The sequence below is a fragment of the Streptomyces sp. NPDC093094 genome, assembly GCF_044754345.1.
In the GTDB taxonomy this organism is placed as follows: domain Bacteria; phylum Actinomycetota; class Actinomycetes; order Streptomycetales; family Streptomycetaceae; genus Streptomyces.
The window spans coordinates 62,083-74,450 of the sequence record NZ_JBIVOX010000022.1; the positions used below are offsets into that span (position 1 = coordinate 62,083).

Annotated in this window: 12 protein-coding genes and 1 pseudogene; 12 read left to right on the forward strand and 1 reads right to left on the reverse strand. The window is 70.4% G+C overall.

Features of this window, described 5'->3' with window-relative positions; all coding sequences use genetic code 11:
* Nucleotides 1-293: 293 nt before the first annotated feature.
* Nucleotides 294-860 carry a dihydrofolate reductase family protein gene (locus tag ACIQGV_RS33540; protein ID WP_402501553.1) on the reverse strand — a complete coding sequence of 189 codons (567 nt, stop codon included), beginning with the start codon at nucleotides 858-860 and terminating at the stop codon, nucleotides 294-296.
* Nucleotides 861-1,459: 599 nt separating this feature from the next.
* On the opposite strand from ACIQGV_RS33540, the gene ACIQGV_RS33545 reads away from it, so the two are divergent.
* From ACIQGV_RS33545 to ACIQGV_RS33600, 12 genes and pseudogenes are all read left to right on the forward strand, one after another.
* Entirely contained in the window at nucleotides 1,460-1,951 is a 492-nt protein-coding gene (locus tag ACIQGV_RS33545) for a GNAT family N-acetyltransferase (RefSeq protein ID WP_402501556.1), read from the forward strand.
* Between the two features lie 458 nt (nucleotides 1,952-2,409).
* Nucleotides 2,410-3,144: a hypothetical protein gene (locus ACIQGV_RS33550; RefSeq protein ID WP_402501559.1), complete on the forward strand. Its 735-nt coding sequence runs from the start codon at nucleotides 2,410-2,412 to the stop codon at nucleotides 3,142-3,144.
* 23 nt (nucleotides 3,145-3,167) lie between these two features.
* A complete protein-coding gene (locus ACIQGV_RS33555; protein WP_402501562.1) occupies nucleotides 3,168-4,406 on the forward strand; it encodes a sensor histidine kinase in 1,239 nt (412 codons plus the stop codon).
* On the forward strand, nucleotides 4,403-5,086 hold the full coding sequence (locus ACIQGV_RS33560) for a response regulator (protein ID WP_402501565.1): 684 nt from the start codon (nucleotides 4,403-4,405) through the stop codon (nucleotides 5,084-5,086). The genes ACIQGV_RS33555 and ACIQGV_RS33560 overlap by 4 nt, the downstream gene beginning before the upstream one ends.
* Before the next feature lie 299 nt (nucleotides 5,087-5,385).
* Nucleotides 5,386-5,835: a hypothetical protein gene (locus tag ACIQGV_RS33565; protein ID WP_402501568.1), complete on the forward strand. Its 450-nt coding sequence runs from the start codon at nucleotides 5,386-5,388 to the stop codon at nucleotides 5,833-5,835.
* Between the two features lie 792 nt (nucleotides 5,836-6,627).
* On the forward strand, nucleotides 6,628-7,038 hold the full coding sequence (locus ACIQGV_RS33570) for a VOC family protein (RefSeq protein WP_362135024.1): 411 nt from the start codon (nucleotides 6,628-6,630) through the stop codon (nucleotides 7,036-7,038).
* A 216-nt stretch (nucleotides 7,039-7,254) separates the two neighbouring features.
* A complete protein-coding gene (locus ACIQGV_RS33575; RefSeq protein WP_402501572.1) occupies nucleotides 7,255-7,797 on the forward strand; it encodes a helix-turn-helix transcriptional regulator in 543 nt (180 codons plus the stop codon).
* Nucleotides 7,797-8,462 (forward strand): glyoxalase, encoded by a 666-nt coding sequence (locus tag ACIQGV_RS33580; protein ID WP_402501575.1) that lies wholly within the window; start codon nucleotides 7,797-7,799, stop codon nucleotides 8,460-8,462. Before ACIQGV_RS33575 ends, ACIQGV_RS33580 begins: the two co-directional genes overlap by 1 nt.
* Nucleotides 8,463-8,570: 108 nt before the next feature.
* The gene (locus tag ACIQGV_RS33585; RefSeq protein WP_402501578.1) at nucleotides 8,571-8,984 is read left to right on the forward strand and encodes a VOC family protein; all 414 of its coding nucleotides are present in this window, start codon (nucleotides 8,571-8,573) and stop codon (nucleotides 8,982-8,984) included.
* A gap of 133 nt (nucleotides 8,985-9,117) precedes the next feature.
* A complete protein-coding gene (locus ACIQGV_RS33590; protein ID WP_402501581.1) occupies nucleotides 9,118-9,552 on the forward strand; it encodes a YdeI/OmpD-associated family protein in 435 nt (144 codons plus the stop codon).
* Nucleotides 9,553-9,697: 145 nt separating this feature from the next.
* Nucleotides 9,698-9,929: pseudogene (locus tag ACIQGV_RS33595) on the forward strand (hypothetical protein); the annotation flags it as partial.
* 297 nt (nucleotides 9,930-10,226) lie between these two features.
* Nucleotides 10,227-12,149, forward strand: a complete 1,923-nt coding sequence (locus ACIQGV_RS33600; RefSeq protein WP_402501584.1) for an Ig-like domain repeat protein — start codon at nucleotides 10,227-10,229, stop codon at nucleotides 12,147-12,149.
* Nucleotides 12,150-12,368 lie beyond the last annotated feature (219 nt).

Genomic DNA, 12,368 nt, shown 5'->3' on the forward strand with positions numbered 1-12,368 from the left:
TGACCAAGAACGCGCGTCCACCGTCACGGGGAAACCCCAGGGTCTTCAGACTTCGTGGCCGAATCTCACGAGCGACGGCCGAGCGATGGCATGTCCGACACGGATCTGGGACTGACAGGTCAAGCCGCCCACTTGTACGGGTGGCCGGGCTCCGATGCTGGTGCCCTGGTGGAGGCCCGCTGACACCGCGGGCTCACGGGGCATCGCTCGTGGGCCTGGGGTGTGCGCTGGGGGAGATCGCCGCGACGGTGAGAGGGAACGCCCATCCGAACCGTGAGACAGCGGGAAGCCGCTCAGCGCCTCGTCTCGTACCTGGTCAGGACCACACCGCCGGGAAACGTCCGCGTCTCCACCAGGTTCAGGTTCACCCAGCTGTCCAGCGCGGTGAAGAACGGTGTGCCGCCGCCCACCAGGACCGGATGGGTGGCGATCACGTACTCGTCGATCAGCCCGGCGCGCATGGCCGCCCCGGCGAGCGTTGCGCCGCCGATGTTCATCGGGCCGCCGTCCTCGGCCTTGAGCCGGGTGATCTCGGCGATCGCGTCGACGGTGACCAGGCGGGTGTTCCAGTCGACCTTGTCGATCGTCGAGGAGAACACCACCTTCGGCGTGTCCCGCCAGTTCCGCGCGAACTCGATCTCCGCCGGGGTGGCGCCGGGCTGCTGGTCGCCGGTCGGCCAGTGGGAGCTCATCGCCTCCCACAGCTTGCGCCCGTACAGCGACAGGCCACTCGCCTGCTCGTGGCCGAGCCACCACTGGAACAGCTCAGGGCTCGGCGTTCCGCCCCAGCCGATGTCGTCGCCGGCCGCGGCGATGTAGCCGTCCAGGGACAGGTTCATGCCGTAGATCAGTTTCCGCATGGTCCAGCCTTTTCCGTCCGTGGGTGTCCGGTGTATGGACCAGCGCGGCGCGGGAAACTCATCGGTGCGCGATCCGGGCTCGCCGGCAGTCCTCGTGCTCGGGGCTCAGCGTGGTGTACTCGGCCGACACGGGCAAGCCGTCTGCCCTCGCCCTCGCGCGAGGAAACGCCACGGATCCGAGCCCGATCATGGGTGACAAGGCCGTGAGACAGCCGAGAACGCCCAGTTCACGCAAGACCGACATGTCACGAGCGGCGAGATCCCACAAGTCCAGGCCATGCCGTCGCGTCGGCGGCCCGACCCGGCGCCCTCGAAGAACTCGACAAGTTCCGCCAGGACCGGCACCGCCTCCACCCCACCTGGCAGGACGCCTGTCGGCCGGAGCGGGCAGACACCGAGAGCCTCGACGGCAGGGCCAAGAGCCCCAGCACCGACATCTCCGACCCCACCAAGCAGCTCGCCCGCGGACGCGTCGCGCAGACCGTCCTGCTCGCGCTGACCACTCCAGCCGTAGACCGTCATGTGCCCTGGTCCTGGGATGGTCCGCCGTCGGCGGAAACTCGGATGATCTGGACGCACCACCCGGATAGGGTCGGGCGGTGCCCGAGCTGAAACGGCTGCATGCCGACCATGCCCCGGCGGTCCTGGCCTTCGAGCGGGCGAACCGCGCCTACTTCGCCGCCTCGGTCCCCGACCGCGGTGACGGCTTCTTCGACAAGTTCACCGACCGGTACAGCGCCCTGCTGGCTGAGCAGGAGGCCGGCATCTGCGCCTTCTACGTGCTCGTCGCCGAGGACGGCTCGGTTGTGGGCCGGTTCAACCTGTACGACCTCGAGAACGGCACTGCTGAGCTCGGTTACCGGGTCGCACAGCACGTCGCCGGCCGCGGCGTGGCGACCACGACCGTCCGGGAGCTGTGCCGGCTGGCGGTGGCGCGGCACGGGCTGCGCACCCTGCGGGCGGGCACCTCCCGCGAGAATGTCGCGTCCCAGAGGGTGCTGATCAAGGCCGGGTTCGTCCTGGTCGACCCGGCCGGCCTCGATGGCGGGTCAGGCCCCTGGTACCAGCGCGACCTGGTACCGCGGCGGTAGGCCGTGATCTTGCTGGTGGACCGGCTGAGGGGCTTGGTGCTGGGGTCGCTGTCGGACCTGCCGCGCAAGAACTGCGGGTCTGGCCGAGGACACCGCCTTCGCTGCCGGAACGGAGTCGGCCGCCCGCATCATCGGCCGGTTCCCGGACGCCGGGCACCGCGTGAGCCGGGGAGCGGGGGACGAGGTCTGCGATCGGGCCGCCCGGCCCGGTACCAACCGGCGGGCGTGCGGACCGGAACGCCCGCTGACCTGGAGCTGTCACCCACAGCGGAGTCGGCAACGCTCCGTTGCCGACGAGCACCGGATCGGCCAAGCGCACGTGAGCTGAGCAGCATGGTGTCCGGCCCGGGGATCGGACCGGAAGCAAACACGAGGCAAGCGGTACGACCACGGTCCGATCCGAAAGTGTGGTCCGTGCTCCGACGACGTCGTACGTGCGGCGGCGGCATCGTTGCCCCATGACCGTCACGACTGCGTCGATCGTCGCTCCTCACCCTGTCTTTCCGGGCCGCTGGGTGGGCGGCACCTCTCTCGTCCTCGGCCCCCTGCTGCTGCTCACCGGCGTGCTGCTGCGCCTGCGCTTCGACTTCTTCTTCCCCGCGCAACTGAACGCGTACGGGCACCATCCGGACCTCATGACAGCCTCCTACAGCTTTGTGTCCGCAGGGTGGGTGCTGCTCTGGCCGGGAGTCGTGCTTCTCGCTGCCAGGATCGGCGAGATGTCCAGGGAACTCGCTGCGTGGGGCGGCGCACTCACGGTCCTCGGCCTCTTCGCCCGCGCGTTTCACGCCGGTGTGGACCACCTGGCCTTCCAGCTGGCGGCCGTCCAGGGGGCGGCATCGGCGACGCGTACGGTGAGCGAGACCTACGGCGCGTTCCACGTCTTCAGCACACTCAACGCAGCCATCATGGGCGGCTGGCTCCTGCTGGCCATCGGCGCGTACCGCTCCGGAGCGCTGGGACCGCTGCGGGCGGCGGCCCTGGCTTCGGCATCGGCGATGCCGCTGGGGGTGCTGAAGGGAACGACCCCTCTGTCGGTCGCGGCCGCTGCGGGACTGTGTGTCGCGCTTGTTCCCCTGGGCGTGGCCGCGTTGCGCGGCGGGACGGCCTCGCGGGCGGCCACGGTCGCCGGAAGGCTTCTCCTGGTGGTCGCCGTGGGTACCGCGATGTTCCTCTTCGGGCAGGCCGGATGAGCGGCCATCGGTATCGTCGGGCGATGCACAGAATGGGGCGGCATCTGCGGACCGGCGCGCATCTGCTGGCGATCGACGCCTGCGTGGCGGCTGTCGTGACAGCCTGTCATGTGGCACTGGCCCACCAGAGTGCCTCAGACGGTCTGCCTCGGTTCTCCGGTCCGTGGTGGCTGGGCTGGCTGGTGGCCGTCTGTGTGGGAGTGCCGCTGGCCGTCCGGCGCCTGTGGCCCCTGCCGGCCCTGGCCGTAGTCGTGGGTGCTTCGGCGACGGCGACACTGCTCGACATCACTCGTGACCCCTACATCTCTGCGGCCCTGGCCGTCTACGCGGTGGCGCTCATCGAGCCGACACGCCGGGCTTCGGCGGCGCTGGCCCTGACCCTGGTGGTCTCGGCAGCCGCGGTCGTCACCGGCGAAGCGGTCCTGACGCCCTCCGGCCCGTGGACGGAAGCCGCCGGAACCGCCGCCTTCGTCTGGCTGATCATCGGGGCCGCGTGGGCCGCAGGACGTGTCGTGCGCGAGCGGAGATCCCGAGCGGCCCGAAGGGACCGTCGCCTTGCGGAGGAGGCACTGGCCGAAGAACGCCTGCGCATCGCCAGAGAACTGCACGACATCGTCTCGCACAGCCTCAGTGTGATCGTCGTCAAGGCAGCGGTGGCCAACCATGTGGCCGAGGCACGCCCCCAGGAGACGCGCGATGCCGTCCAGGCGATCGAGCAGACCGGCCGGGAGGCGCTCACCGAGATGCGCCGTGCCCTGGGAGTGCTGCGCGGCGACACTGCTGGACGGCGCACGCGAGAGCCAGGCTCGGCGGAGACGGCTCCCCCTCCCGGGCTGGACGACCTGCCGGCCCTCATCCAGCGTGCCGAGCGGGCGGGAGTCCGTACCGAACTCCGTACCCGACTGGCCGTCGGCCTCCCCGCGGGGACGGCGTTGGCCGTCTACCGGATCGTGCAGGAGGCGCTGACCAACGTGGTCAAGCACGCAGGCCCCGGAACACACTGCCAGGTGACGATCACAGTCGACTCGCGAGGAGACGCGCACATAGAGGTGGCGGATGACGGTGCAGGGAACGCGGCCGCGTCCGACCGGGCGGAACTCGGTGGTGGTCACGGACTCGTGGGAATGCGCGAACGTGTGATGCTGTACGGCGGGACGTTGGCCGCCGGGCCACGGCCCGGCGGCGGATTCGCTGTGTCGGCTCGTCTCCTGCCCGGACCCGCTCACGGCATGGCCCGGAGCCGGAAGGAGAAGACCGCGTGACCGAACCGATCCGGGTGCTCGTCGCCGATGACCAGTCCCTGCTCCGAGGCAGCTTCCGGGTGCTCATCGACACCGCTCCCGGGCTGACAGCGGTGGGCGAGGCCGGCACCGGGGCCGAAGCCGTCGAGGGTGCGCAGCGGCTCTGCCCGGACGTGGTGCTGATGGACATCAGGATGCCCGGCATGGACGGCATCGAAGCGACACGGCGCATAGCCGGATCCCCCGAGACAGCCGGGACACGCGTTCTCATCCTCACCACCTTCGACCTCGACGAGTACGTGTACGGCGCGTTGCGTGCGGGGGCAGCGGGATTCCTCCTCAAGGACACGTCTCCCGAGGTGCTGCTGGCAGGCATCCGCACCGTCGCCGCCGGAGAGTCCCTTCTCGCCCCTTCGGTGACCCGGCGCCTGATCGCCGAGTTCGCCCGTCTTCCCCCTGCGCACCATGCGCCGGGCTCCTCGCTCGAAGAACTCACGGAGCGCGAGCGTGAGGTCCTGGTGCTCGTGGCACGTGGCCTCTCCAACGCCGGCATCTCCGAGTACCTCCACCTCAGCAACGGCACCGTCAAGACCTACATCGGTCGGCTGCTGAGCAAGCTGCGTGCACGGGACCGCGCGCAGCTGGTGATCAGCGCCTACGAGTCGGGGCTCGTCAGCGCCGCTCATCAACCGGCTGATTGATGAGCAGGAACGGTAAGTGAGACCTTCTCAACCGTGGCCGGAGCAGGTCAGTTGCATCAGGACGCTCAACAGCAGTGATCTCCAGCGTCGTCCGGCACGTACCTGAGCCGAGGCATCCGGCCGATTCACCCACGTCGCTTCTGCAACAGAGAGTGCCCCCCGTCGGGGCGGAGAGTGGTCGCGGGATCGGTCTGATGGATGCCGTGGTCGACAAAGTGGGGACTTTCCCGGGGGGCCGACGACGGCAAGACCGTCTGGTTCGAATGCGGGGGAGACCCGCACGTGACAGGGGGTTACGCATGGCCATGGACCGGCTGGACGATGTCCCGGAGCCGGCGGCGTTCTGCGGCACCACGGTGCTCGCGGCGGTGAACCACGGCTGCAGCGCTGGTGTGCTCCGGTTCACCCGGCTTCTCGGCCGGGGCGACACCGAACGGCAGAACGAGGTGGAGGTGCGCTGGGAGGAGACCGTCGCCGCGCTGGACGCAGCACCGGACGACGACGCGCGGGAACGGGTACGCACGGAGCACACGCGCATGTGGACGGCGGAACTCACCGAGCTGCTGGAGAGCATGGAACCCGCCGAGCGGAGCCGAGCAGCCGCCGAAGCGCGTGCCCTGGCGGCGGAGTTCGCCGTCGGCGGTGGCTCCGATGAGGCGCGCGTGGTCAACAACTTCCACGGTGGTTCCCCCGTGGTCCTCAACGGTGCGCACAGCCGAGCGGTGGTCAACTTCGGGACGGCCGGGTGATCAACAACTTCTTCAGGCCCGCGGCCGTCCTGAACGGCCCTGACAGTTACGCCGAGATCCACAGCCTGGCCGTCACGATCACCGAGAGCGAGCTGGACCAGGCCGCCGACGAACTGGCCGACGCTGTCGGCAGACATTGGTACGCGGAAGCGGGCAGCCGCCCTGCAGCTCTCCGTCCGCGAGGGCACACCCCTGCGCCTGATGGCGTTTCTGGACGACGCGCACCGGCGCGGTCTGCTGCGGGCGAGCGGGTCCGCGTACGAGTTCCGGCACGACCGCCTTCAGGAGCGGCTGGCCCGTCGGCCGTAGTGGTGAGCGCGGGCGACGCCGGGCACGGCACCGGTGCCCGGCCCTGCCGCGGATCGCGCTGGCGGCAGGCGGGACTTGCAGGGCGGGCCGGTCGATGCGCCGGCCCGGGGGCAGAGGTGTCCAGCCGCGCCGGCTCCAGGGCCGGGGCCGGTTCCCGATGCTCTTCCGGCCGGTCAGGATGCAGGCGGTACGAGGCTGGTGCCCGTGACGCAGGCCAGGGTGGGGGAGAGCGGTGCACCGGAACGAAAGACCGGCGTCAAGCCTCCGTCGTCTCCGTCGTCTCCGTCGTCTCCGTCGTCTCCGTCGTCTCCGTCGCCTCCGGAAGGCGGCTGACGGGGCATCGGGTGCACCGTCACGGGAAGCGGGCGCGCTCCGCGTGACATGCCCGTGAACGTCCGGGCGTGTCCGGACCGGTCAGGAACCGGGAGGGCCGATCAGGAATCGAGAAGCGCGGTTCATGGATTCATCTCTAGCCTGCTCACCATGGACATCACCATTCACACGACTTCTCTTCCGCACGACGACCCGGACGCGTCGCTCGCCTTCTACCGCGACGTCCTCGGTTTCGAGGTCCGCAGCGATGTCGGGCAGGGCAGGATGCGCTGGATCACGGTCGGCCCGGCCGGTCAGCCGGGTACGTCGATCCTTCTGGCGCCGCCTGCCGCCGATCCCGGCGTCACCGAGGACGAGCGGCGCACGATCACCGAGATGATGGCCAAGGGCACCTACGGCTGGATCCTGCTGGCCACCCCGGACCTCGACGCCACGTTCGAGAAGGTGCAGGCCGGTGACACCGAGGTCGTCCAGGAGCCGACCGAGCAGCCGTACGGCATCCGTGACTGCGCGTTCCGCGACCCCGCGGGCAACTTGGTCCGCATCCAGGAGCTGCGCTGAGCTGTGCGGGTGTCGATGCGGCCGTGCGGGCCGACATCGCGGCCACCCATGAGGAAAGCGGCGGCGAACCGGTCATGAGCCCGGACTCCGTTCCGCTGCCGTCCGGCGGGCCGGTCCGCACCACCGAGCGTCCGGCGCACCTGCCGAGGCGGGCGCCCCGGACGCTCGAAGTCGTCGGAGGGAAAGGGAAGATGAGAGACAAAGGGGAGGGTTCTCATGTGCAAGCCTGAATGGCGGCGTGCACGCGTCCAGGCGCAGCGTCTGGCTGATCTCGCGCGGCTGCGCCGGGTCCGCGACCGGATCGACAGGGAATACGCGCAGCCGCTGGACGTGGAGGCGCTCGCGCGTGATGTGAACATGTCCGCCGGGCACCTGAGCCGGCAGTTCCGTGCCGCCTACGGTGAATCGCCGTACGCGTATCTGATGACGCGTCGCATCGAGCGGGCGACGGCCCTGCTGCGGCGGGGCGACCTCAGCGTCACCGAGGTCTGCTTCGCGGTCGGCTGCGCGTCGCTGGGGACGTTCACCACCCGCTTCACCGAGCTGGTCGGCATGCCGCCCGGGGCCTTCCGGCGCCAGGCGGCCGATGCGGCGGCCGGCCATGCCGATGCGGCGTCCGATCACGCCGATGCCGCGGGTACGGCCCGTGGCGCGGGGCCGGCGATCAAGGTGGAGGGGATGCCGGCGTGCGTGGCGAAGCAGGTCTCGAGACCGGTCAGGAATCGAGAAGCCCCGGCCGCCGAGCAGCCCCTAACGTGATGGTCATGGCGACCACCACTTCCACCGCAGCCGGCACGTCCCTCGCGTCCGTCACCCTTGAGGTGGCCGACCCCGAGGCCGCTCGCCGCTTCTACAGCGCCTTCGGCGTGGACACGTACATACGCCTGCGGGTGTCCGACGCGCACTCCACCGGTTTCCGCGGCTTCACCCTGGGGCTCACGGTGTCCGGTCCGGCCACCGTCGACGGCTTCGTCGGCGCCGCCGTGGACGCCGGCGCCACGGTGCTGAAGCCCGCCGCGAAGTCGCTGTGGGGCTACGGCGGCGTCGTCCAGGCCCCGGACGGGACGATCTGGAAGATCGCGACCTCGGCGAAGAAGGACACCGGCCCCGCCACCCGCGAGATCGACGAGGTCGTCCTGCTGCTCGGTGTCGAGGACGTGAAGGCCACCAAGCAGTTCTACGCCGGCCGGGGCCTGACCGTGGCCAAGAGCTTCGGCGGCAAGTACGCCGAGTTCGCCCCCGGCCAGTCCAGCCTCGTCAAGCTGGCGCTGTACAAGCGCCGCGCCCTGGCCAAGGACCTCGGCGTCCCCGCCGACGGCACCGGCTCGCACCGCGTCGTCCTCGGCGGCACCGCCGACGCCTTCACCGACCCGGACGGGTTCGCCTGGGAGGCTGCCCCCTCGCTCGCCCCCACGCTGTCCTGACCCACGGCCCTGTCGTACCGACCGACCGGCGGACACCCGCCGAAGGGACATCCGGGCCCTCGCCCGGGATGTCCGGCACGCACACCCCTACAGTGCAAGGAGCAAGGCATGAAAGCGCACGTCAGCTCGATCCTCCTCGGTGTCCGGGACATGGACCGGGCCAAGCGGTTCTACACCGAGGGACTCGGCTGGAAGATCAAGAACGACTACGGCATCTCGGTGTTCTTCGAATCGGACGGCGCCTCACCGGTCGGCTTCTACGCTCGCGAGGGTCTGGCCGGCCAGGTGGGCACGGACCCGGAAGGCAGCGGCTTCAGCGGGCTGGTCCTGACCTACGTCGTCCGCAGTGAGGCACGGGTCGAGGAGATCATGGCGGAGGCCCGGAAGGCCGGTGCCACGATCCTCAAGCCCGCCGGTGCTCTGCCGTGGGGCGGGTACGGCGGCACCTTCGCCGACCCGGACGGCTATGTCTGGAGTCTCGGCCACAGCGCCTCGGGAACCGACCAGCCCTACGCCGAGTAGCCGCGCTCTCCTGCCCCGCAGGCGTCCGGACGTCCAGGACACGGCGACGGTCCCGGTACGGGAAGCGGGAGCGGCTGTCGGAGCCGGACGGGCCGGACCCGCGGTGGGCCGGCACGACAACAGGAGGAAGACCATGAAGTTCTGGGCCCATGTCGAGCCACCCGAGCCCATGCGGGGTCTGGAAGTTCCGCCCGAGGTGGTGGCAGCGCTCGGCGGGGGCGCGCGGCCGCCGGTGACGATCACCGTCAACGGGCATTCCTGGAGGAGCCGGGTCGCCGTCATGCGAGGCCGCCGCCTGCTCGGCTTCAGCAACGCCAACCGGCAGGCCGCGGGTGTCGCGATCGGCGAGGAGGTCGAGGTCGAGGTCGAGCTCGACACCGAGCCGCGCGCCGTCGTCGAGCCCCCTGACTTCGCCCGGGCCCTGGACGACGACCCGGTCGCCCGCGCCGCGTACGACAACCTCGCCCACAGCCGCAAGTACGAGCATGTGCGCGCCGTCGAGAGCGCGAAGAGGCCCGAGACGCGCCGGCGGCGCATCGAGAAGGCCGTCGCCGCTCTGCGGGGCTGACCCCCGGAAGCAAAGACGCCGACGGCACCGCGATCGCCGTGCGGAGGCCCGGCCCCGGCCGATTCCCCTTGGGGGAGAAGCACGGCGACCTTCGCCGTCGTGCGGTGGCGGCCAGGGGCCCGAGCCGGACGGCTGCCCGCTCGGCCGCCGCTGGGCCAAGGCCGTTGCACGGAATCACGGGCAAGGCCGTCGAGTCGCTGGACCTCGGCGGCTACGAGCCGGTGCCTGAGGTGCAGGGGGTGACCGACACCTGGTGGCGCGGCAAGGACTCCCTCGTCGCGTTGCACCGAGGCGAGGCCGTGGGCCTCGACGCTCCGCAATGCCTTGAAGCCCATGTCTGCACCGGCCTCGACGAACGGGGCCTCCACGGCGGCTGACTGCGGGCTGATGCGAGTCCGGCCGTACAGGACTGCCGACGCGCGCCGGACCCCGCCGCCGTGTGGAAGCAGATGAAGCAGGTCGCGGGTGACCTGACACCCGAGGCCGCAGGAGCCCGGAAGCGGGAACCGCGTTCTCGACGGTCACAGCCATGCCATACCCTGCCCGGGCAGTCACGCCCTGGACGCTGTCTGCTTCGTGCGGATGTCAGGGCGTTGCGTCTCGGATCTTCCGGCCTGGGGGGCCGGTCTCTTGTGGGGGTGGGCAACACTGTGCGTACGCGCAGCATCTCGACCGTGACGGCGCTCGCGGTCCTCTTCAGCTCGGCGGCACTGACCGTCGTCACGGCGGGCTCGGCGTCGGCTGCGTCCGTCGTGATCGAGATGCCGGGCGGCATTGTCGTGGACGGGGCGCACCGGCGGGTGTTCTTCGGCGACAGACTGACCGGGAGGATCCTGGCGGCCGACTACTCCGGCACCGTGCTCCGGGACGCGTGGGGTTTCCCCGGGGTTTTCGACCTCGCTGTGTCAGCGGACGGCGAGATGTTGTACGCGGCCCGAAGGGACCACCTGAACCAGGAGATCCTGGAGCTCGACGCGGGCACTCTTGCAGTGAGAGCCCGTCACAGCATCGACCTCGGCACCGGCGTGCGGAAGATCGTCTTTGCCGGCGGCAAGCTGTGGTTCTCCTACCAGACCACCGGTCCCAACAACTTCGTCCAAGGTGACCTGGGTTCGATCGACCCGACCGCCGAGACCGAGTCGCTGCGCCTGGAACAGCTCCCGGAGAGCGTGAGGCCCTACTACGACGGCGGTTTCCTCGACGCCAACCCTGGCGCTCCGGGCCTGCTGGCCCTGGCCGACAGCGGCAATTCCTACGGCGGGGCGAGGGTGCTCGACGTGAGGGGCGAGCTGCCGCAGCTGGTCGCCCAGAGCGGCAGCGGGAACTTCTTCGGGGACATCGACCTGGTGCCCGGCGCCGACGAGGTGCTGGCCGGCGGCTTGCGCAAGTGGGCGTATGCGGACGGGCAGCTCACCGAGCAAGCCGTGCTGCCGGGCCCGGCCTTTTCCGGGGACGTCGCGCCGAACGGCACCATCGCTCAGGTCTACGACCACAGCGTGTCCGTCTTCAAGCCGGGCGACGTGAAGGCGGTACGCGTCTTCACGCTCAGCACCGCAGTGGAGCAGGAGGTCGCCTGGGCGGGGGACTCCTCACGGGTCTTCGCCCTGGCCCACGGCGAGTTCGGCTACACGCTGAAAGTCCTCACCGACCCCGCCCTCAGCGTCCCTGCCCTCACGGTGAACGCCCCCTCGACCGCCACCCGCGCCAAGCCGCTCACCGTGACCGGCAAGGTCACGGCGACGGTGAGGCTCCCCGCCGGGGCGCAGCTGAAGGTCGTCCGCACCGACCTGGAGAGCCCGGCCGGAAAGACGCTCCCCGCGGTCACGGTGAAGGCGGACGGCACCTACTCCTTCTCCGACACCCCGTACTCCGGCGGCACCGTCACCTACAAGGTGTCCTACGCGGGCGACGCCGAGCACACCACGGCGAGCGCCTCCGACAAGGTCGCCGTCTCCCGTGCCACGCCCGCCCTGACCCTGAACAACAACGGCAGGATCTACGGCTACGGCGCCGACGTCGTGTTCACCGCCCACCTGGGCACGACGTACAAGAACCGCAAGGTCGAGATCTGGGCCGACCCCTTCGGCACCGACCGCCCCAAGCGGCTGATCCGCTCCGGCACCGTCAACTCCTCCGGCAACCTCGCCGCCACCGTCGACATGGCCCGCGACACCACCGTCTACGCCGTCTTCAAGGGCGACTCCCGCTACGCGCCGCGGACCGTGGCGGTCACGGCGTACGCCAAGGTCCGCGTCTCCACCGCCGTCTCCCGCCACTACCGCACGGGCAAGATCGGCTCCACCACGTACCACTGGTTCCGCAAGAACACCGACCCGCTGCTGACCACGACGATGACCTACCACCCGGGCCGCCGGCAGCGCTTCGACCTCCAGGTCTACTACCAGGGCGCCTGGCACACCCAGGGCTCGCAGTACTTCGCCCTCGGCACCACCGGACGGTCCGCCGTCTCCCTCGGCGCCCCCGGCGAGGCCGGCATCCGCGCCAGGATGCGCTCGGTGTACGTCAACGGCAGCTCCGGTGACTCGGTGAACTCGACGACGTACGGCGCCTGGAAGCACCTGTACTTCACCGACTGACGCCGAGCGACGCCGCACCAGCCCTGCCCGACCGTGGCTTCGACACCCCCGGCCTCCAGGTCCAGGGCGAACCGGTCAGCTCGTACCGCGAACACCTGCGCACATGCCGGACCGAGAACCCGGCTGCCCCCGTCAGTCACCTCTTCGAAGAGCTCAAGGAACCGGAGTCGACGCCACATCAAACGCATTGCACGCCAGGTGCACGGACGGGCGGGCTTC